This window comes from Bacillus sp. Marseille-Q1617, assembly GCF_903645295.1.
In the GTDB taxonomy this organism is placed as follows: domain Bacteria; phylum Bacillota; class Bacilli; order Bacillales; family Bacillaceae_B; genus Rossellomorea.
The window spans coordinates 453,670-474,696 of record NZ_CAHJXM010000002.1 but is presented as its reverse complement, the minus strand read 5'-3'; the positions used below and the strand labels follow the sequence as shown (position 1 = coordinate 474,696).

25 protein-coding genes and 5 tRNA genes are annotated in these 21,027 nt (G+C 39.1%); 9 read left to right on the top strand and 21 right to left on the bottom strand.

Annotated features, from left to right (window positions below; all coding sequences use genetic code 11):
• Nucleotides 1–155 precede the first annotated feature (155 nt).
• Nucleotides 156–926, top strand: coding sequence for a metal-dependent hydrolase (locus HWX64_RS13915; RefSeq protein ID WP_175990142.1), 771 nt, complete (start codon nt 156–158; stop codon nt 924–926).
• A gap of 119 nt (nt 927–1,045) precedes the next feature.
• Here the strand turns inward: HWX64_RS13915 and HWX64_RS13910 are convergent, their stop codons facing one another.
• The 8 genes from HWX64_RS13910 to galE all read right to left on the bottom strand — a co-directional run bounded on the left by HWX64_RS13910 (nt 1,046) and on the right by galE (nt 4,906).
• Nucleotides 1,046–1,249, bottom strand: coding sequence for a hypothetical protein (locus HWX64_RS13910; RefSeq protein ID WP_254871154.1), 204 nt, complete (start codon nt 1,247–1,249; stop codon nt 1,046–1,048).
• A 210-nt stretch (nt 1,250–1,459) separates the two neighbouring features.
• On the bottom strand, nt 1,460–2,662 hold the full coding sequence (locus HWX64_RS13905; protein WP_175990141.1) for a HAMP domain-containing sensor histidine kinase: 1,203 nt from the start codon (nt 2,660–2,662) through the stop codon (nt 1,460–1,462).
• Nucleotides 2,663–2,990: 328 nt separating this feature from the next.
• Nucleotides 2,991–3,064 (bottom strand) — tRNA-Gly (locus HWX64_RS13900).
• A gap of 6 nt (nt 3,065–3,070) precedes the next feature.
• Nucleotides 3,071–3,144: transfer RNA gene (locus tag HWX64_RS13895), tRNA-Trp, on the bottom strand.
• A gap of 105 nt (nt 3,145–3,249) precedes the next feature.
• Nucleotides 3,250–3,333, bottom strand: a tRNA-Tyr gene (locus tag HWX64_RS13890).
• Nucleotides 3,334–3,354: 21 nt separating this feature from the next.
• Nucleotides 3,355–3,447: transfer RNA gene (locus HWX64_RS13885), tRNA-Ser, on the bottom strand.
• A 150-nt stretch (nt 3,448–3,597) separates the two neighbouring features.
• A tRNA-Val gene (locus HWX64_RS13880) sits at nt 3,598–3,673 on the bottom strand.
• Nucleotides 3,674–3,910: 237 nt separating this feature from the next.
• Nucleotides 3,911–4,906 (bottom strand): UDP-glucose 4-epimerase GalE, encoded by a 996-nt coding sequence (gene galE, locus HWX64_RS13875; RefSeq protein WP_175990140.1) that lies wholly within the window; start codon nt 4,904–4,906, stop codon nt 3,911–3,913.
• A 306-nt stretch (nt 4,907–5,212) separates the two neighbouring features.
• Here galE and HWX64_RS13870 point away from each other — a divergent pair, with 306 nt between their 5' ends.
• Nucleotides 5,213–6,280 carry a LysM peptidoglycan-binding domain-containing protein gene (locus HWX64_RS13870; RefSeq protein WP_175990139.1) on the top strand — a complete coding sequence of 356 codons (1,068 nt, stop codon included), beginning with the start codon at nt 5,213–5,215 and terminating at the stop codon, nt 6,278–6,280.
• 252 nt (nt 6,281–6,532) lie between these two features.
• On the top strand, nt 6,533–7,777 hold the full coding sequence (locus HWX64_RS13865; RefSeq protein ID WP_303049485.1) for a glycosyltransferase: 1,245 nt from the start codon (nt 6,533–6,535) through the stop codon (nt 7,775–7,777).
• A 63-nt stretch (nt 7,778–7,840) separates the two neighbouring features.
• On the opposite strand, the gene HWX64_RS13860 is transcribed toward HWX64_RS13865, so the two are convergent.
• Complete coding sequence (locus HWX64_RS13860) at nt 7,841–8,164, bottom strand: hypothetical protein (RefSeq protein ID WP_175990138.1); 324 nt, start codon at nt 8,162–8,164, stop codon at nt 7,841–7,843.
• Nucleotides 8,165–8,443: 279 nt separating this feature from the next.
• Here HWX64_RS13860 and HWX64_RS13855 point away from each other — a divergent pair, with 279 nt between their 5' ends.
• From HWX64_RS13855 to HWX64_RS13845, 3 genes are all read left to right on the top strand, one after another.
• On the top strand, nt 8,444–9,340 hold the full coding sequence (locus HWX64_RS13855; RefSeq protein ID WP_175990137.1) for a helix-turn-helix domain-containing protein: 897 nt from the start codon (nt 8,444–8,446) through the stop codon (nt 9,338–9,340).
• Between the two features lie 136 nt (nt 9,341–9,476).
• On the top strand, nt 9,477–9,677 hold the full coding sequence (locus HWX64_RS13850; protein WP_175990732.1) for a helix-turn-helix transcriptional regulator: 201 nt from the start codon (nt 9,477–9,479) through the stop codon (nt 9,675–9,677).
• Between the two features lie 34 nt (nt 9,678–9,711).
• Nucleotides 9,712–10,023: a hypothetical protein gene (locus HWX64_RS13845; protein WP_175990136.1), complete on the top strand. Its 312-nt coding sequence runs from the start codon at nt 9,712–9,714 to the stop codon at nt 10,021–10,023.
• 127 nt (nt 10,024–10,150) lie between these two features.
• Here HWX64_RS13845 and HWX64_RS13840 read toward each other — a convergent pair whose 3' ends face one another.
• The 11 genes from HWX64_RS13840 to HWX64_RS13790 all read right to left on the bottom strand — a co-directional run bounded on the left by HWX64_RS13840 (nt 10,151) and on the right by HWX64_RS13790 (nt 18,480).
• Nucleotides 10,151–10,540 (bottom strand): hypothetical protein, encoded by a 390-nt coding sequence (locus HWX64_RS13840; protein WP_175990135.1) that lies wholly within the window; start codon nt 10,538–10,540, stop codon nt 10,151–10,153.
• Nucleotides 10,541–10,568: 28 nt separating this feature from the next.
• Nucleotides 10,569–11,750: an ABC transporter permease gene (locus tag HWX64_RS13835; protein ID WP_175990134.1), complete on the bottom strand. Its 1,182-nt coding sequence runs from the start codon at nt 11,748–11,750 to the stop codon at nt 10,569–10,571.
• 20 nt (nt 11,751–11,770) lie between these two features.
• The gene (locus tag HWX64_RS13830; RefSeq protein ID WP_175990133.1) at nt 11,771–12,433 is read right to left on the bottom strand and encodes an ABC transporter ATP-binding protein; all 663 of its coding nucleotides are present in this window, start codon (nt 12,431–12,433) and stop codon (nt 11,771–11,773) included.
• The gene (locus tag HWX64_RS13825) at nt 12,426–13,553 is read right to left on the bottom strand and encodes an efflux RND transporter periplasmic adaptor subunit (RefSeq protein WP_175990132.1); all 1,128 of its coding nucleotides are present in this window, start codon (nt 13,551–13,553) and stop codon (nt 12,426–12,428) included. Before HWX64_RS13825 ends, HWX64_RS13830 begins: the two co-directional genes overlap by 8 nt.
• 75 nt (nt 13,554–13,628) lie before the next feature.
• On the bottom strand, nt 13,629–14,294 hold the full coding sequence (locus tag HWX64_RS13820) for an ABC transporter ATP-binding protein (protein WP_175990131.1): 666 nt from the start codon (nt 14,292–14,294) through the stop codon (nt 13,629–13,631).
• Nucleotide 14,295: 1 nt separating this feature from the next.
• A complete protein-coding gene (locus HWX64_RS13815; protein ID WP_175990130.1) occupies nt 14,296–14,865 on the bottom strand; it encodes a stage II sporulation protein M in 570 nt (189 codons plus the stop codon).
• Nucleotides 14,843–16,333 (bottom strand): hypothetical protein, encoded by a 1,491-nt coding sequence (locus HWX64_RS13810; protein ID WP_175990129.1) that lies wholly within the window; start codon nt 16,331–16,333, stop codon nt 14,843–14,845. Before HWX64_RS13810 ends, HWX64_RS13815 begins: the two co-directional genes overlap by 23 nt.
• Nucleotides 16,334–16,416: 83 nt before the next feature.
• Nucleotides 16,417–16,743 (bottom strand): hypothetical protein, encoded by a 327-nt coding sequence (locus HWX64_RS13805; protein WP_175990128.1) that lies wholly within the window; start codon nt 16,741–16,743, stop codon nt 16,417–16,419.
• A gap of 3 nt (nt 16,744–16,746) precedes the next feature.
• The gene (locus tag HWX64_RS13800; protein WP_175990127.1) at nt 16,747–17,283 is read right to left on the bottom strand and encodes a hypothetical protein; all 537 of its coding nucleotides are present in this window, start codon (nt 17,281–17,283) and stop codon (nt 16,747–16,749) included.
• Nucleotides 17,284–17,615: 332 nt separating this feature from the next.
• Nucleotides 17,616–17,942, bottom strand: a complete 327-nt coding sequence (locus tag HWX64_RS13795; protein WP_175990126.1) for a hypothetical protein — start codon at nt 17,940–17,942, stop codon at nt 17,616–17,618.
• 1 nt (nt 17,943) lies between these two features.
• Nucleotides 17,944–18,480, bottom strand: coding sequence for a hypothetical protein (locus HWX64_RS13790; protein WP_175990125.1), 537 nt, complete (start codon nt 18,478–18,480; stop codon nt 17,944–17,946).
• A gap of 487 nt (nt 18,481–18,967) precedes the next feature.
• Here HWX64_RS13790 and HWX64_RS13785 point away from each other — a divergent pair, with 487 nt between their 5' ends.
• The 3 genes from HWX64_RS13785 (at nt 18,968) to HWX64_RS13775 (ending at nt 20,498) form a co-directional block, all read left to right on the top strand.
• Entirely contained in the window at nt 18,968–19,240 is a 273-nt protein-coding gene (locus HWX64_RS13785) for a hypothetical protein (protein WP_175990124.1), read from the top strand.
• Nucleotides 19,241–19,278: 38 nt separating this feature from the next.
• Nucleotides 19,279–20,016, top strand: a complete 738-nt coding sequence (gene yidC / locus HWX64_RS13780) for a membrane protein insertase YidC (protein WP_368495596.1) — start codon at nt 19,279–19,281, stop codon at nt 20,014–20,016.
• Between the two features lie 89 nt (nt 20,017–20,105).
• Nucleotides 20,106–20,498 carry a hypothetical protein gene (locus tag HWX64_RS13775; RefSeq protein ID WP_175990123.1) on the top strand — a complete coding sequence of 131 codons (393 nt, stop codon included), beginning with the start codon at nt 20,106–20,108 and terminating at the stop codon, nt 20,496–20,498.
• A gap of 102 nt (nt 20,499–20,600) precedes the next feature.
• On the opposite strand, the gene HWX64_RS13770 is transcribed toward HWX64_RS13775, so the two are convergent.
• Entirely contained in the window at nt 20,601–21,005 is a 405-nt protein-coding gene (locus HWX64_RS13770) for a hypothetical protein (protein ID WP_175990122.1), read from the bottom strand.
• Between the last annotated feature and the right edge of the window lie 22 nt (nt 21,006–21,027).

The following is a 21,027-nucleotide window of genomic DNA, read 5'->3' as shown; positions in this document are numbered from 1 at the left end:
AATGAACTAATCGTTTCTTATAATGTGCTTTTATTTACATACTCTTTAAAAGCAGTTCTTTAAAAGGGACAATGAACCTGCCCCCATGTCCCAGGTCTATTTCTTCAGTTTGGGAAATAGATATAGATTGAAATCTTACTATAAAGGAGTTTTTTATGAAGATTACTCGATTGGGTCATTCATGTTTTGTTATTGAAACGAAGGCTGGGAATAAAATGATGGTGGATCCGTTTTTGGGCCAGAATCCGGCTTGTCCGAAGGAATTTTTACAAGGGGATTATCTTGGTCAAATCGATACAGTTCTGCTTACACATGGCCATTTTGATCATGCCTCAGGGCTGGAAGATTTGAAGAAGCATAACCCCGGTGTGCTGGTGGTGGCACAGTATGAGCTTGCATTGAAGTTGATGGGTGACGGATACAATGTTTTTCCATTAAATTACGGCGGCACCTATTATCAGGATTCGTTCGAGGTGACGATGGTCAATGCCGTTCACACGTCTTCCTTCGGAGAGACACAAGGGGTGCCTCAGTTAGTGGGACAGCCTTGCGGATTTGTGCTGAATGTTTATGGGGAAGAAGTCGTTTATATCTCGGGGGATACGAATGTGATGGCGGATATGAAGATCATTCAGGATATCTACCAGCCAAGTGTTGCCATCCTTGCTTGTGCCGGACAGTTTGTGATGGGGGTCAGGGAAGCAAAATACGCGCTGACTCATTTGTTGAATGTTAAGAAGGTCATTCCTTGTCACACATTCCCTCAGGTCGAGGAAGCTGCAGATCCTGAAATGATGGCCGGGCTAGTACAAGGATTTCCAGTCATCCAGTTTATGATGGGGCAGGATCAGGAGTTGGAAGACGTCATGAAAGGAACAGGTGTAAAAGTAGAAGTAATTAATTTCGGAGAAACCCGAGAGCTATAAGATAAAAATGAGCAGCGGGTTACGCTGCTCATTTTTCTTTATTGGTAGAAGAAATGTGCCCCGTTCCACTTCCCCTTCAATGAATTGAATTAAACGAAGATCTGATTTCCGGCATCCAATTAATCAATCACCCTCGCAACCTTCCCGTTGCACTTTTTACAGTGTCCCTTCAGCACAATATCATGATCAATAGAATCAACGTGATAATCAACGATGGTGGTTACCCCACATTTTGAACAGAATACGTTACCTTCCAACCTCTTCCTTAAATCAGGGGGCATGGACTTCCATTTCTTTAGAGCTAACTCATCTACTGGCATCATTTCCACCTCGTTTTTATAGTAATAACACAGTATAAGCATAACAAAAAAGGAATATGGATTCTTGTTCCTGGTTATAATTGGCAGATTAGAGATAGTAAATATTGATCAAACGTTTGTTTAAAAAAAGAGCCCCCTTCTTGTACTTTCTTCGTACAAAAAGGGGCTCTTTAAGTATTTCACCAAATACTACAAATTAATGGAGTTAACATATTATTTAGCAGCGAGCGGGAAGTATACTGTGACAGTTGTCCCAACTCCTGAAGTACTTTCAAAGCGAATAGTCCCGTTGTATTTTTCCACAATGTTATAACAGATCATAAGTCCAAGACCAGTCCCCTTGCTTTTTAATGAATAGAAAGGAGTACCTAAGCTTTTTACTTCCTCTGGCGTCATTCCTCTGCCATTGTCCGATATTTGAATCCTTACCTCATCTTTTTGTTTCTTAGCCGTTACAGAGACTGCTGCACTGGTTGGGGAGGCTTCAAGGGCATTCTTGATCAGATTGACGAATAGCTGCTTGAGTTCAATGGAATGAGCCATAACCAAGCAATCATTCTCCACCGAGAGCTCGATATTGTTATCATTCAGTAATCCGTACATTATTAACAGCTCCGTCACATCATTTAATACGGTCGACATATCGATCCAATCCATATTTTTCGCTTGATCCGGCTTGGCAATGGACAGGAACTGAGAAATCACGTGCTCCGCAGTATGGAGCTCATCGATCATCAATGATAGATTCCGTTTTAAACGTTGATTCAATTCAGGATCTCCCTTGTAATATTGAAGAAATCCCTTTACCACAGTAAGTGGATTCCTGATTTCATGGGCGACCGCAGCTGCCATCTGGCCAGTCGTCTTAAGCCGTTCAGCCTGCTGCACCTGCTCATAATACATTCGCAGTTTTTGAATCCGTACATTTGATAGATGAAAAATAAAATAAAGGATAACCTGACTCGCAATAAAGTTTACAGAGTTCCCAGCAATATCTTCGTAAATGTATGAGTAAGCTTCTCCTTTATCAATAATCCCAATATAACTGAATGTCACCCCGATAAAACATGCGTTTAATACTAGCGAAAAATAAAACAGCCACTTGTCAAAAAAGAGGATGGACAATGCAGGAACAAAACACAATAAAACAAATCCCGACCATGTTTCCGGATACAAATAAAACAGGCTGTAAAAATACCCGGTCGACGCAATGACCGTCGCATATCTTATCCAAGTCGTTTCATACACGGGATATAGCAGCAGACATACGGATACGATGAACACCATCGCCCCATGCACAACAAAGCGATCATTCACCGGGTTATCAATCACGACCCCCATCACCATCAAAACAATAATGATAGAGACAATTATATAATAATTTCTTTTCTGTATCCCTTGCTGAAATTCCCTCATTGCTTCACCTACTAACAAACTATTTATCTACTTATCAGTAACAGGTCATAGTAACTATCTTACATAAATCCGAAATAGTCAACAAGGGCCATGCGATACGTCCCGCTGTCCTTCTTATCATCTATTAAACACCTGTTTAATTCTTAAGCACGCTTATACTATAAAACAGGAAATGTTAATCAAACGTTTGTTTAAATAAATAAGCTATTTGATAATAGTGTATCATTATTTATACAGATATTTTTTACTTTCAAATAAAAAAAGGTCCGTTCTTCTGCTTTCCCCAAAATGGTGAGAAACACAAGAACTGACCCTTTGAAATTACTATTGGAGCGGGTGATGGGAATCGAACCCACGACATCAGCTTGGAAGGCTGAGGTTTTACCATTAAACTACACCCGCAGTATGTGGCAGGGGTAGTAGGAATCGAACCCACACCAAAGGTTTTGGAGACCTTCGTTCTACCGTTAAACTATACCCCTATGAAAATTTATTTCTTACTCTTCGCTTAGAAGCATATTGCTCCGCTTCGCTGCGCAATATTCAAGGATGCTTATTTTACTCCGCTGACGCTTCGTAAAAAAGCTTGGTGGAGGGGGGCAGATTCGAACTGCCGAACCCGAAGGAGCGGATTTACAGTCCGCCGCGTTTAGCCACTTCGCTACCCCTCCATGAGAGAATAAAAACAAATATGGCGGAGGAAGAGGGATTCGAACCCCCGCGGGCTTTAACACCCCTGTCGGTTTTCAAGACCGATCCCTTCAGCCGGACTTGGGTATTCCTCCGTGTGATTGGCTGCTGCTTAACTTATGAGCAGTTGTTTTAACTGCCTATAATAAGGCTTGCCTACTTTTGCTTAGTGATGCTCCGCTTTCGCTTCGCAAGTTTAAGGAAAAAGGATCTTTTTACTCCGCTTTCGCTCAGTAAAAAATCCATGGTGGAGGATGACGGGATCGAACCGCCGACCCTCTGCTTGTAAGGCAGATGCTCTCCCAGCTGAGCTAATCCTCCGTAAATACAATCTTTAAAATGTGACGACCTATATTAATCTATCAATTCATTTTAAAAATGTCAACTCTATGCATAAAAAATATTCGCCCTCGGCTTCAGACTGGTTTATATCTCTGATGACTAAATAAAATTGATAGATGCCTATCCAAGGTTGGGCTTCTTTTTCCATTAGGTGTTTAGATAATAAAGTACCCTACACAGATTAGCTCCCTTGTGCAGGATACTTTATCATACCCATTACTTATTAAAGTTCTTTTCAAATCTCCATGAATCCCTGCACATGGCGATCATGTCCCGTTTTGCTGACCAGCCTAATTCACGGTTTGCTTTAGTGGTATCAGCATAACAAGAAGCAATATCTCCAGGTCTGCGATCTGTAATTTCATAAGGTATTTCAATTCCATTCGCTTCCTCAAAAGCTTTAATAAGCTCTAGTACACTTGTACCTCGGCCAGTACCCAAGTTATAAACATGAGCACCTTCCTCAAGGTGATCCAGAGCTGCAACATGTCCATCAGCCAAGTCTAATACATGAATATAATCTCTGACACCTGTACCATCTACTGTAGGATAATCATTTCCAAAGATACTCAACTTCTCCAATTTGCCGTTTGCTACCTGAGTAACATAAGGCATGAGATTATTCGGAATCCCATTAGGTGCTTCCCCTATTAACCCGCTTTCATGCGCTCCGACAGGATTAAAATATCGAAGTAAAGCAACTGAGAAACCAGGGGTTGCATTAGCAATATCAGTTAGAATCCTCTCACTCATTGCTTTTGTCTCACCATAAGGGTTTGTCGTCGGCAATAGTTCCATGGTCTCTACAAAAGGAGACTCGTTATCTCCGTACACTGTTGCCGAAGAACTAAACACTAATCGATTCACACCGAATTTCTTACAAGCCTTTGTAAGGATCATCGTGCTGACGATATTATTATAGTAATAGTCAAGTGGCATTTCCACAGATTCACCTACTGCTTTCAGACCTGCAAAATGGATGACCCCATCAATATTATTACTCGAAAAGATATCGTTGACTGCATGTTCATCGGTCACGTCAACATTATAGAACTTGACTTCCTTATTTGTTATTTGTTTTATATTATCTATTGTTTCAAATTTACTGTTGCTTAAATTATCGGCCACTACCACCGTATGACCTGCTTCAAGTAAAGCTACACATGTATGCGAGCCTATATACCCTGCCCCACCGGTTACTAGTATATTCATTTGTTACGTCCCCTTTTTGGTAATTAATTTACTAATCACAATCTTTTTTATTATAAACTCCATATAGCCATCAGTAAACCTTTACAGCAATTCCTGCACGGAAGTTTCCAGCGCCCAAACATGTCTCGCCTTATACTAGAGTTAGAGAACGAGTATACAGTTGTCATTTCATCTCCGATCCCCCCAGATTTTGTCGAAAAATATTCTCCCCAACCGCTGTCTAAGGTAATTCCCAACCTAATGGGAAGTCATTATAATTAAATCAGGAATCACTTCCTATACTTATATTTTTGAAGGAGAATGAACATGGTCACGAAGAAAACATTAACGGCTTCTGTTTTGGCAACCTCTCTATTATTTTCAAGCAGCGCACTGATTCCTCCAGATTATTCGGTGGAAGCCGCTCAAGCAATCAATTATCAGCTGGAGTTGGACAAGTTTTCCTCTCACTATGCAGCCATCATTCGTACGCTGGAAAGCTATACGAAAAAGATCGATGCTGCAAAGTCCGAAGATGAAATGATGGAACTCTACAATGAATATATGGATTATTATGATGCAGCTTTAGAAAAAGAAGCTCCCGTCAATGCGTCTAACAGCACGATCGTGAAGCTGGATGAGTATATTTATAATAGTTTAATAGAAGTATATAATTCTGAAATCGACACAATCGACTATTATAACGGTGACCTATCAGAGGAAGATTACAAGAACGCCCTTAGTAATATGGAAGACAGTGTAGCCCAGCAAGAGATCATGTTCATGCAGACTGCAAAGAGCTACCAATCCAAACACCGTATTACCTTTAGTAAAGATATGTACTACCTGTTGGGAGAAACCCCTCCAGCTAAAACTGAACAAACAAACACATACAAAGTGAAGAGCGGCGACACCCTTTACTCCATTGCCAAGAAATACAAGACCACGGTCAGCAGCCTGAAGAAATTGAACAGCTTAAAGAGCGACCGCATTTATACAGGACAAGTGCTGAAGGTTTCGGGTACTTCATCAACACCGTCCAAAGATGAGAGCAAAGCTCCTTCAAAAACAGTGTCCTATAAAGTTAAGAAAGGCGACACCCTTTATTCCATTGCAAAAAAACATAAAACGACTGTTGCCACTCTGAAGAAGCTTAACAACCTGAAAAATGACAGGATATACGCTGGACAAACCTTAAAGGTAACGGGATCTGAAACCGCTCCTTCCACTGGCAAAGGTACGTCTCCATCCAATACCGCAACCTATAAGGTAAAAAAAGGGGATACCCTTTATTCAATAGCCAAAAGATACAATACAACCGTGAGCAAGCTGAAGAAAGCAAATAATAGGATCAGTGATCGAATTTATGTGGGGGAAGTATTGAAAGTTAACTAATCATAGAGGGTAAATGTTCTTTCACTTCCTACATTCAATGACAAAGTAAACAATCCATACTTTACCACCTCTAAACACCTGCCGCTTTTGGCAGGTGTTTTTTGTATGTATTAACAACCCCTTACAATACTGCGTTTTCTCTTCCATCCAAGGGAACAATTCTCTCGTTTGAACGACACAGAATAGGTGTAAAAACTTGAACAGGAAGGACTCAACTTTTTATATCATTCTATTTATAAAGGAGAATATCCCTTGGCAGATAAAAAAATACACAAACTATTCATTGTCCTTTTATTCGGTCTCATCGTCTCCATGCTTTTCGTTGTTCGAAAATATGCTCATGGCGGGGTGGATTACACACTTGGAATCTATGGTTCGATCATGATTACATATCTACTTGGAAAAATGGTGCTTTCATTTCAGTACAAGCCAAAAATAGGGACACCGCCTGATTTAAAAGTGTCAGTCGTTATCCCTTCCTATAATGAGAAACCAGATGCGGTCATGAAAACGGTCGAGAGTATCCTGCAGCAGGACTACCCTGTGCATGAGATTTTCTTTGTAGACGATGGCAGTAAAGATACTTCCGGTTATGAAGCCATCCTGCACCTTAAAGAAAGCCGGAATATTGAGAATTTGATTGTGCATCGGCTGGAGAATAACCAAGGAAAAAGGCATGCTCAAATATGGGCCTTCAAGCAGGCGACAGGTGACATCATTTTCACTGTCGATTCCGACGGTTATATATACCCGGACGCCACCCGTGAGTTACTGATTCCTTTCCATGATCCGGATGTACAAGCCGTCACCGGTCATATCAATGCGAGGAACCGAACAGATAACTGGTTTACGAAATTATTGGATATGCGGTACGAAAACGCCTTTCGAGTGGAAAGAGCCGCTCAATCCGTCACCGGGAACGTCCTTGTCTGCTCTGGCCCGATCAGCTGCTACAGACGGGAAGTCATCATGGATAATATTGAAGACTACGGCAATCAAACCTTCTTAGGGGAGCCGGTTCAATTCGGAGATGACCGCTGCTTAACGAATTATGCGATTCTAAAGGGAAAAACAGTCTATCAATCGAAAGCCGTGTGTCTGACAGACGTGCCGGATACCGTCCGTCAGTTCATCAAACAGCAGATCCGCTGGAATAAGTCTTTCTTTCGTGAAAGCCTGAATGCGTTAAAGGTAGGATTCAAGAAGCCCCGGACCCTTGTGTGGGTGCTGCTGGAACTATCTTTGTGGATCTTATTCGGATTCGTTATCTTATTCGCCTTTATTTTCAAGGCAAAAACAATCGGTTTACTGCTTATGTTCTATTATTTCATCTATATCTGCCTTTCGGCTTATGCAAGAAATATATACTATATCCTAAAGCATCCGATCGTGTTCTTGATGGCCCCATTATATGGCTTGATTCACTTAGGATTGCTGTTCCCTTTACGCATGTACGCGCTTGCCACCATTAAATCGACAGGATGGGGTACCCGTTAGAAACCCAAGAATAACCAAAGGACCAATAGGTACAGTGGTTCAAAAATACACTGTACCCTTGGTTCAGACTATATATCTCTCAATCATATTGACAAAGTCTTCATACGTTTTTTGTTTTTTGCTTTTAAGAATCACTAAAACAGGTAAACATGCCACTAGTAGTACAGCTACCGTCAGGCCAGCTTTAGCCATTGCATCCAATAAAAAGTACTTCGAGTTGATGATCAATACCGCAATTGAAAAAACAGACAGAAATACTGCCTTAAAAAATATAATGCCTTCAATGTTCTTCTTCCCCATCCCCCATGTTGAAATCACTTTTATTCCAATCGAAACAACAAGGATGAATAGGACTGCGCAAACAACTCCAATAATTCCAGAAATCAATTCCAATACACCCTTTCAGGAAATCCGTAATGGCGTTTCCCTTTATTTTAAGGTACTCGCTTCCGACCCACAAGTACGGGTCAGCGTACATATAATTTCAATAAATCGTGCCTAAACTTGATATACCTGTATGTATATGCCAGGTTGACAGTTGCTTCCCGTACATATCAAGAATTAGATAACACAATGTCCCCTCTTCCTTCAAAATAATGAAACCCTATACCGCTCCCTCTGTTTCTTGGTAAACTATTACATATGACGTTAACAAGGAGACAGAGCATGGATTACTCAGCTATAGGCAAAAAAATAAAAGAATTAAGGAAGGCTGTCGGGCTGACACAGGGAGAACTGGCGGAGGGGATTTGCACGCAGGCGCTAGTCAGCCGGATTGAAAAGGGGGACGTCTACCCCAGTGCCACGGCTTTATACCAAATCTCCTTGAAGCTAGGCGTAGATGTGAACTATTTCTTTGAGATCGGTACCACCCCGCGGCTTGATTATGTCTTGGAGGTAGAAAAGCAGTTAAAGCAGCTTAGGACCAACTTTAAATTCGAGGACATCAGGGAGCTTGTGAAGACGGAAGAGAAGAACCCTCTCTTCTATAAAGATGATGAAAAACTGCAGCTTCTGTACTGGTATAAAGGGATCTATGCATTTGAAGTGGATAAGGAGGAGGAGGAGGCCTTTAATCTGTTAAAAGAAGCCTACTACCTGACAGCCCGCCAGAAAAAAGCCATGACGGAAAGAGAGATGCAAATCCTGTTAAGTATAGGAACCATTCATTCTTCTTTATATCAGCACGAGGAAGCACTCCGCTATTATGACCAGATTGAATCCGCCTTAAAATTGTCTGAACAATTACATGACAAAAGCATCAAACCCCGTTTGTTTTATAACATATCCAGGGTACTGACACGAGAGGGCAGATACGAAGAGTCTACCGACTATTGCACAAAAGCCATCAACTGGTGTTTAGAAGAAGAACTTCTGTGGGGGCTTGGGGAATTGAACTATCAAATTGGGTATAATTATGAGCTTGTGAACGATAATGACAAAGCGATTCCTTATTTCAATCGAGCCCTGAACATGTTCGAACTTCGTCGTGATGAGCAAAACTCAGTATTCCTTAAGAAGAAAATGAAGAGTCTAAAGAGTGGCGGATATATCAATGTATAAAAAATACTAATCATTGAACCACCACAAATTATTCATCACATCCCAGATAATTATATGTAAAAAACATTTGACATAATTTCCAAAAAAATATATTATATGTATGTAAAGAAGTTTTGACATATTGAGTGGTGATGAGTTGGAGAATAACATTAAAGCCATAAGAAAAAGTAAAGGGCTTTCCCAAAAGGAATTAGCGAATGCATGTTCAGTTTCCAGACAAACCATCAATGCCATTGAAAACGACAAATATGATCCGACCTTATCTCTGGCGTTTCATCTGTCAGTTATTCTGGAAACACCTCTGGAAAAACTCTTTACATATAGTAATAGGCATTAAAATGCTAGAATTTTAACTTGTAGAGGTGTCTATCATGCAATTACTTGTTCAATTAATTGTCATCCTTCTTTGGATCGTATCCATAGGCTGGATAACCGGAAAAAAAAGCTATCCCATCGGTCCAAATGACGATGAAAGAAAGAGATCAATCAAGAGCAAATCCATTATTCAAAGTTGGACCACTCTATTGCTGTTTCTTGTAACGAATTATTTATTCGGGGTATTTAATGTTAATGAGCCCGAAGTAAGCATGAGTGACACAAACTTGGAATTATTTTATATTATCCTGGCTCTCATCACTTATTTTATTTTTTATCTAATCAACTCAAAAAAAATGAGTGCTTAATACTTTTTAGTTTTATATATAGAGTTTAAGCAATGCATATTCAATAGCTCAGTCGCCAACTAAGTAAAATGAATATGCCCCCTAGTAGAAGAAGCAGCCCTTTTCAGGACTGCTTCTTTTCATATTATTAATCATAAAATTTAACAGTAATGCTGTTGCTAGTATCTTTTGTTATATAAAATTCTGCTTTGTTGTTTTCTCCGTCGATTCGATCTGTTAATCCAGACCATGTTTTGCAAGAACCATTTGTCAGCAGGCCGATTCCGACTTTATCATCAGCACTCGCACTTCCGTCATATTCCATTAGCGTTACTTCGTGGACCCCTGATCCGCCTGTCATGCACACTTTAAAGCTGCCGCCACCCGAGTAGATGACTTTACTCTTTGATGTGAATGTATCCTGTCCCTCATAGGTGAATTTGCCCGCTGTATATTCAGGGCCAGATACAGCTGATGCTGCAGTGGCAGTGGAGAGAAATAAAACTGATGAAGCCAGTATATATTTTAATTTTTTCATAATAACCAAATCCTTCCCGAATGATTTTTTATTCGTATCTTAATGCTTCGATTGGATCAAGCTTTGATGCCTTGTTAGCCGGAAGGAGCCCGAATATCAATCCAATGAACACTGAAAATGCCAGTCCGCCAAACACCACTTCCCAAAGTATTAATGACGGCCATCCCGCTATCAGGGAGATAAGCTTTGCTGTACCGAACCCGGCCGCAATCCCGATGCTGCCTCCAATTAAAGTAAGAGTAACGGATTCTATCAGAAATTGGATCATAATTTGGTTCCTCGTAGCTCCAAGGGCTTTCCGTATTCCGATTTCCCTGGTTCGTTCCGTGACGGATACCAGCATGATATTCATTACCCCGACACCTCCAACAAACAGAGATATGCCCGCAATGCTTCCAATAACAATGGTCATTACTCGTGTAATATTGCCAAGACCATCAGAAATCTGTTCCAGATTGATCACTTGATAATGGTCTTCAACATGATGATAGGCATTTAGCTTATTTGCTGCTATTTCCCCAATCTCGCCGAGGTCTTCCTTTTCTTTCACTTCTAATGAAACTTGGTTGATATCACTTTTACCCAAAGCGGATTTACTGGTTGATAAGGGAAGATAGACCTCCACATTATCCATGGACAATAACCCTGTAGGCTTTTTTAGAATTCCTATGATTCTCATAGGCTGAGAATTCAGGTTGATGACTTCTCCAATGGCCGTTTCCTCTCCGAATAATTCTTCTTTTGCCTTGTCACTTATTAGAACGACTCGGTTACCGCTGATATAATCAATTGAAGAAAAACGTGTTCCGCTGGTTATTGGATGATCCTTCACCTCGAAATATGATTGGTTAATAGAGATAATGGATGCCTCTAATTCCTTCTCTCTATATTTCAATGTTCCAAAATCCGTATTCGAGGCTACCACCCGATTGACACCTCGGATTTCCTGAAGTAATTTAATGTCTTCGCCAGTGAAGGGAGATTGAATGAACTCATCACTGTACTCCTGGTCAGGCTGATAGAAGAGCTCCAATATGTTCCCTTTACCTATAATTTGCGATTTGAGTAGTTCCTCTCCCCCCTTTCCAATCGAGACAACAACGATGACTGATGCCACGCCAATAATAATACCGATCATGGTTAAAATGGACCGAAGTCTATGAGCTTTGATAGAATTTATCGCCATTCTGATATTTTCAATAAGTGTCATTGCGTATACCCTTCCCGCCGTTAAGTTGTGATTCTTCCATCTCTGATGTTGATCACACGATTACATTGCCGGGCAATTTCATGTTCATGAGTGATGATTACAATCGTCGAACCTTCTGAATTAAGCTCTCTAAACAAAGACATGATGTCTGAGCCCGTTTTGGTATCAAGAGCGCCGGTCGGTTCATCAGCAAGTACAAGATCGGGGTTATTCACAAGCGCCCTGGCAATGGCGACACGCTGCTTTTGACCGCCTGAAAGTTCATTTGGAAAGTGATGATACCTGTCTTTCAGACCGACTCTTTCTAGTGATTCCCACACTTTACTTTCACGTTCTTTTTTCCCTGTACCTGCATACACCATGGGAAGTTCTATATTCTTGAAAGCTGTTAATCTCGGGAGAAGCATAAATTGCTGGAAAACAAAACCTATTGATTGATTTCTCAAATGAGATAATTCATTTTGAGAATAATGCGCGATATCTTCTCCATTCAGATAGAACTTACCGCCTGCCGGCCTGTCCAAGCAGCCTATTATATTCATTAAAGTCGACTTCCCAGATCCCGAAGGCCCCATGATTGCTGTTAGTTCTCCTTTTTCTATGGTCAGGTTGATATCATGCAAAACCTTTACGCTCTCTTTTCCAGCTAAGTATTCCTTCTCAATATTCTTCAATTCAATCATTGATGGACACTTCCGTGTTTTCAGCCATATCTTCCTTCGGACTGACGATAACCTGATCTTCCAACGTAAGACCTTTAATCACTTCAACCCGCTTAATCGTTGTCAGTCCGGTTTCAATTTCTTGACGGACCGCCCTTCCTTTTTTGACTACGAAGACATAAGATTGACTATCATCCATAACGATCGCTTCATTTGGTATAGTAAGAACTTTCTTGGTATCCGTTATAATTTCAGCAACCATCTCGTATCCGGGTTTCAAATGGAAGTTGTCTTCACTTTCGATCAGAACAGTATATTTTAATGAGTTTGTTGTATCCGTTGGATTGCTGCCGTAAGACTCAGGTAGTTCAGACACCTTACTAACGGTACCGCTCCATTTTTCATCAGGAACTACGTCGGACGTTATGTTGACTTTTTGTCCTTCTTTCACTTTCAGGGCATCATATCCTGAAATACTTCCCTTTAAAAGATAATGATCAAGGCTCGCAATTGTAATGACGGGTTCCTGCGCACCTTCCATAGTCGCTTGGGAATCTTCATTGATTGAAATGATTGTTCCTTCCACCTTGCTTTTTACTTTCAGGTCCGATGCTCTTGCATTTAATTGCTCTTTATCCAATAAAGCCTGTTTCAAGTCCAGATTGGCAAGCTTCTTCTGTGTTTCTAACTGATTCAGCTGTTCAGCATATTCTTTCTGTGCCTTCTCTTTTCCTACTTCCTTCGTTAATTCAGCTATATCGGAATATACTTTTTCAATTTGTCCCAGAACATCATTTACCGAAATATACCCTCTCTCCACAGAGAGCTGATTTGCTTCTTTCTCATATTCCAGATTGCCTCCTGAATAGACAAACAAGTCCTGGTCCTTGGTAACTGTGTCTCCTGCTTTTACAAAGAATTTTACAATTTCCCCTTTGTTCGCATCATACATAACTTGCTGATATTCTTTAATATCTAAAGTTGCCGGTGCTATTACTGGGTCCGTCATATCCATTGTCTCAGGTTTTGTCACATCCACCATCACAACCTGTTTAGAATTCACTCTAATGACGTTGAAAATAATGACACCTAGCAGCAATATGATCGAAATGGCTATTATTAGTTTCTTCTTAGTAGTCATATTGAATCTTTCCTTTTCTTATCAACGAGAATGATATATATGGAACGAAAATAATCTGTTCCTGAACAGAATTTATCAAATGGCATTTAATACGATGGACTGCAGCTCTTTCTCCGTGTAATGATTCGAAACTTGTGTGACTTCCCCGTCTTTCAAAATCAGGATTTCATCGCCAATTTTGTGTGCAATCGGGAGCATATGAGTAGAAATAAACACGATATTCCCTTTGTCTGCATAAGCCTTCAGACGGTTGTGCATATCGACTATATTTACCGGATCCAGCGAAACAAGCGGCTCATCCAGCAACAGAAAGAGAGGCTTGGTCAGGAAGGCACAAGCTAAAGAAAGTTGATGCTTCATTCCTTGTGAATAATTGACTACGAGCTCATGAGCGAAACCGGACAGTTGATGGTGCCTGGTAAAGCGGCTCATTTCTTCTTCCGACATAGGGATTTTATTGAGTTTTTGTATGAATTTCAGGTTTTCATAACCTGATAGATAATCAAGAAAAATAGGAGCTTCAGAGACATAATGACTGTACTCATCCACACTTCCCTTTTGATTGATGAGAATCTGCCCAGAATCCTGTCGCATGATTCCCGACAATATCTTCATCAACGTAGTCTTCCCCGCACCATTCCTGCCCAGCAGACAATATACCTTGCCGCTTTCCAATTCAAAGTTCACGTCTTTAAGTATCTCTTTACTAAATGATTTCTTGATATTTTGTATGTTTATCATATTAAATAACATTCTCCACTAAATAAGATAGTAATGCCGGCGTGGCAAACGCTTCTATGAAAGAAGCAAATAAAAATATCATCGCCATTATCCCTAATAATCGAATGGTGCCTTTTACATCATGAATAAAAAAGATTTCCCTTTTGTACACCCTATTTATTAACATTCTTATAGATAGCGTAGACAAGTAGTAACTCAAGACAATTCCAATGATCTCCAGTAACCCGTGCACCATAATAACGGCAATTGCATAGGACATGGCACCACTGTGTAAATATGCGGTATATATAGCAATGGATAATATGTACAGGTTGTAAAACGCGACCAGGGTTGAAATCGTCCCCAGTGTTAGTACACCAAGCAGAATGATCAATAAGCTTGAGCTGATATTTTGAGAGAATATCCCATACCAGTTCTCATAAATCACTAATTCGTTATCCGGCAGCACATTAAATTCCGGAGGATAGAGGTATACAAGCACATATACAATAAAAACAATCCCCATATAAATGGCTAACATTGTGGTAAATGATTTGTTGAAAAAACGTTTAAGCTCTACTTGACTGATCATGTAAAATACCTCGTACTTTATTGAAATTCTTAATGATTAGCAACGTACCAATGAATGAAACAACCGGTGCCAGATATGTGATGAAGCTTCCTTCGATCAAGAACACAACATATAGAAGATATTCGAGAAGAATTGTACAAATGATAAACGCAATAACAGACAGGTTACTGAGCTTACCTAATAGAACCGATTCAAAAAACCCTTCAAGAATATATACAGCGGCACAATAAATATAAAGACAACAGCCTAAAATAATCATTCCATTTAACAAGAAGCTCACGTGCATAACCCCTGTTTGAAAAACCGTAAAAATAATTAAATACATAATTAAAAACTGGATAACCGGGTAAATAGAAAGCAATAACGTAGTTTTGAATAATTTGGCCGAATTTCTCTTGCATAGTAATACAATTTGAGATAGGTTATTATGTACCATAAGATTGACCAGCATAAATGCACAGAAGAATGAAGCGTTTTCTTCAGATACTTCAAATGCTTCAAAAAACGAGAAAATAATCATCATCCCGATGAAAACAATGAGAAAGTTCAAGTTTACCAATCCGTTTTTCCGGTAGACATTGATGAACAGATGAAGATTTTCTGGAATTCTGATGCTCTTGAGAGATGGCTTAATATGAAGCCTCTTCTCCTCAAGCAAAAAGCCGGCATAAGATGTCGATAGTAATAAAAACACAATGAGTATCAGTCCGGAAACCAAGAACCACCCATATCCAATTTCGTAAGTATAGAGATTGATATTCTTTGGTATGAACTCCATGATGGCAGCTACCAATTCACCAGCCATAAGGCGATCAATAAACAATTTTATGAACCTGCTTATTTCCTCCCTGAAAAAAAACAAAACAATACAAATAGAAAGGTACATACCACTTAACAGTTTCTCTGTGAATGTTTCAGAGCTCACATGATGAAGAGCGTACATGGAAAATCTCAAAAACCCTATCAAGAATCCCAACAATAAAATGCTGAATAAAAATTGAAAGATAAACCTGGCACCCGTACCGTTGTTCAATATGATCTGGGTAATGCTAAAAGGAGCAGAAACAATGAGTACAAATAAGAAAATGACCAAAGCACTGAGATACTCATTGTACAGAATTAACTTTTTCTTCGCTTTGAGCTTAAAGTTATTCCTAATAGCATAGTTTCGGATATCATCATTTACTGTGTAACCGATAAAAAAGCACAACGTCAGAATATAAAGCATAATGATGACAAAGTTCAAATCTTCAACCGGCAGCTTTACATAGTGGAAGAAAATCTGGAAGAGTACCATGAGCACAAACCAGGAAACATAGGCGATAGCAGTTATGACTATAAAGTAAACCTTCGCACTGCCTGCAGTCTTTTTCCACTTTTTGATATTAAATCCGGCTTTATCGATGCTATAAAAAAATTGGTTTATAAGTGTAGTGATTATTGTCTTCAATACTAAAGAACTCAACATCTATCAACCTCTTCGAATGGGGAATACTATATATTAAACCCTTCTTTTCACACCATTATTTTATCTGCCAGCCATATTATTAATTAGTAACTAGCTAATACATCAATATGGTTTCTTAGTAGATATCCAACAGCCCAGTCGCCAAGCCAGCTTACAAGAAATCCTACTACACTCCAACCAAATACAAGTGCTATCGCTTTTCTTACACCTTTTCCTGCCTTATAAGCCTTATATGCTCTATGCAGCCCAACCGCTGCTGCAGCATACGAGATTCCCGGGACAATTTTATGGATGTCAAATTCGATACCCATTTGAGCTGATGCTGCAATTGCAACCATGGCGCCCAAGAGGATCAAAGTACCCAGTAAATCTTTCTTATTAATCGTTTCAAGCTTCAATACGTGATTCATTTTTTAAATTCCCCCTAGTGATAACGTCGTGAAAAACACATAATTACCATAGCAGAACAATGTGAAAAGAAGAGGTTTAACCTGATTTATATTGACTACCGCTCTTAATAAAATAAATAGTATGACCATACCTATTAAAATAAGAGGATTAGTAGCAACCAAAAATGTGTCAAAGTTGTTATTGTATAAGAAGATTTGCCACAGCAAACTTAGTGACAAGAATGAAATGAAAATCAAGAAGATACGATAAAATACCTGGAAAGTAACAGGTATTCTAAATAAAAACTTAGCAATCAAGTGCAAGACCAAGCTGCTGAAGAAGATTTGGATCAGGATACCAAGCAGAAAGAATACAACCACAACCCCAATCAATGCAATCGCAGGAGCGCCGTCTTTTTCTACGAGCCCAGTCAAGGCATTGATTTCTTTTCTCCCCATTTCATTTAATAATGAGACGCCCATACTGAACAACGTGGTTAGAAATGTGATCAGAAATAAAATGTACGTGGAATTTTTCCCTTCTTTAAGCCAAAGTGTCATCGTTCATCCTCCAAGACGTTTTCTAAGTGATACTAGAACTATTTATCAGCTAACGTTCACCCTCTGTTAAGAAAAAGGGTTTTATTTTTCTGTCCTCGCCTGCGCCTCACTGCCATAGGAGAGTACATTAAAATTTCATCTTCTCAACTTGCCAAAAAAACTCTTCAGCCACTTGGGCCTCATACCCGGTATTATAAAAAATCGAAGTATACGTGTTGTGCTTATAGATTATGAATGAACTCAGAATCTATCATTCTTCTTTCATGGGGGGAATACTGTATATATTAAACCCTTCTCTTCACATTATTATTTATCTGCTATATTTGGTTAACTTAGTAATTAGCTAATGTAGTAATGTGGTTCTTCAATAGATATCCAATAGCCCAGTCGCCAAGCCAGCTAACAAGTAAACCTACTACATTCCAACCAAATACAACCGCTAATGCTTTTCTTAAACCTTTCCCTGCTTTATAAGCTTTATAAGCTCTTTGCAAACCTACCAGTGCAGCTGCAGTGGAAATTCCAGGAACGATCTTATGGATGTCATATTCCACACCCATTTGAGCAGATGCCGCAATTGCAAGCATTGTCCCTAAAAGCATAAGAGTACCCAATAAATCTTTCTTATTGATTGTGTTCATTTTTAATACATGATTCATTTTAAATTCCCCCTAGTGATAGTGTTGTAAAAAATACATAATTACCATAGCAGAACAATGTGAAAAGAAGAGGTTTAACCTGATTTATATTGACTACCGCTCTTATTAAAATAAATAAAATAACCATACCTATTAAAATAAGAGGATTAGTAGCAACCAAAAATGTGTCAAAGTTATTATTGTATAAGAAGATTTGCCACAGCAGACTTAAAGATAAGAACGAAATGAAAATTAGAAAGATGCGGTAAAAGACCTGGAACGTAATCGGTATCCTAAATAAAAACTTGGCAATCAAGTGGAGTACCAAGCTGCTGAAAAAGATTTGGATCAAGATACCAAGCAGAAAGAATACGACCACTACCCCAATCAAAGCAATGGCAGGAGGACCATCTTTCTCCACAAGCCCAGTCAAAGCATTGATTTCTTTTCTCCCCATTTCATTTAATAATGAGACGCCCATACTGAACAACGTCGTAAAAAATGTGATCAGAAATAAAATGTACGTGGAATTCTTCCCTTCTTTTAGCCACTGTGTCATCGTTCATCCTCCAAGATGTTTATCTTTAATAAACAACTATTTACCAGATAGTACTAACTAAAGTCCTTCTCAAAAGATAAAAATGGTTCTTTATGCACCTGATAAAAGTCTTATAAAATGTACCACCTTTCTAATTATTGTACAAATTGGATTATTTTGTATTTATTAAGAGTATCTTGCGGAATTCCGCACTAATTCTTGTTGTAATTTGCTGTTTCATGTTTTTTTATAACTCTAGTTATATTTGGAGACTTTTCATTTGCTGTCATGGACGAAACAGGGTACTGGCAGTTCTATTCTATATAAAACGAAAATGGCAGTTACAGGTTTGATCCATTACATGTCCTTGAACAGCAAAACAGGAAGAAGGCTGAACCGAATGACTTACAAGGGGACTGAGGGATAAGTTATGAACCATAATACTTCATGAAACCTTTTCTTCCTAAATCCGTATATGTATATGAGTCTTCCAACTGAGGTGTTTGTTATGATTGAATTAGTAAACGATTATACGAGTTTGTTAACTGTTTATTCAATATATGGAGTTATACTGTTAAGTTTTATACTGACATGCCTCCTGGGTTGGCTGGCGAAATCTTCTTTCCCTTTTACCGATTCACGATGTGATGTTGAATTCGCAGATGTTAAATTGACCTTACAATTATATAAAGATCGCAAGGCTGTACCTGTCGTTAGCTGGTTATTCAAAGCTGTCAAACGTCATAACTACCCTGATGAAGAAGAGTCTATTTTTCCTTAAACCTATACTAAACATTTAAGGAGGAATAGATTTTGAAAGTGAAGGTTAGATTGTTTTGGAGTTTGTTATTTTTCACGTTTTTGATCTTAACGGGGTGCCAGCAAACTGATACAGGCGGTGGCGGACAGCTGAACAAGTTTTTTATCAGTCCATTCTCTACAGCTATTGAAGGAGCAGCTCATGTGCTGGGGGGAAATTACGGGTTGGCAATGGTGTTTATAACCATTCTAATTCGTTTAGTATTATTGCCTTTCATGCTTCAGCAGATGAAAAGCCAAAAACAAATGGGTATCAGAATGAATGAGCTTAAACCTGAGCTTATAGAGATTCAAAAGAAAATAAAAGAGACCACTGATATAAAAGAGAAACAAAAGCTGCAGCAGAATATATATGCACTGTATAAACAACGAGGTGTAAATCCTTTAAACCTTGGGTGCCTCCCTCTATTGCTTCAATTTCCTATTTTGATGGGATTGTATTATGCAATACGTGAATCCCAAGAAATATCAAGTCATACTTTTTTGTGGTTCAACTTGGGCCAACCTGATATATGGGTTACCCTTATTGCAGGCTTAGTTTACTTCTTGCAATTTAAAGTAAGTCAGAAACAAATGACTGTTGAACAGCAAAAACAAATGAAACTGGTTGGTCTTCTATCACCGATCATGATTATTTTTTTCTCTTTTCATGCACCAGCTTCCCTTCCTTTATATTGGGCTGTGGGAGGCTTGTTCCTAGCTTTACAGTCATATTTAATTAGTAAATTTTCCCGATAGGCTTTATGCCCGTGCAATAATACAAAATATGTATTATTGTATCTTTATAAGAACTTAATGGAAATTTTGGTATGTAAGGGGAATTTGTTTTGAAGAAGTTCATTGTTTTAGGATTATCAATAGCTGCTGCAGCTCCATTATCCGCTATCCTGCTTGTGTTATCAGATGTTTTCTTGAAGGGTGAAGAGTACAGTCTTGCTATGATAGTGGGATCCATTATGACGATCACCTTTTATGAAATCATTATTTACTTAGTAGTGGGAATACCTGTCACGCTAATCATTAACTTTATTAAGAAGCGCTTGATCAAGAACCAGACTCGGGATTACCTGGTGACCGTGGCTTTGTATTTAATCCCTGCACTACTGGTAGCGTATCTATTATTAGAGGGACTAACGGTAGAGAATTTGGCATTTGTCTTGATTCCTGTATATGTATATATGCATTTCGTTTATTTTTTCGAAAAGAAATTTGTGTATTAATGATGAATAAGAGACCAAATCAACTCGATTTGGTCTCTTTCTTATGGAACGAGCGTTTTCCGTATTGATAATAAAAGAAGCAAGAGAACGCCCCCATTCAACCTACAACACTGCATTACTTAAAATATAAACATAATACCAAATGCCTGCAGCGCTGAAAAAGAACAGCAAAAGGACCACGCCCGTCACTTTGTAATACTGCTTCACCCAGAACCCGAAGGTGAATACTGCATAAAAAACAATCGTGTTCATTACTAGATGAAGGACGCTGCTTTCCGGATCTGACGACCATATAAGCTGAGATAGGAAAGGTTTAGACAGCATTTCCAGCGTAATGAACGTACTTCTCATTCCAATCTCCATTCCATATGTACTTACTTCCAGGAGCAGGTTCCCTATCAAGAATAGAATAAAAAGTAAAATGATCCATAAAAACAGGCTGGTTGTTTGAAAGACTGATTTTATAATCGGGCTCTTCTCTGCCTTTATCTCTTTTCTTAGAAACAATGATTTCAGCCCCTTTTTCAAT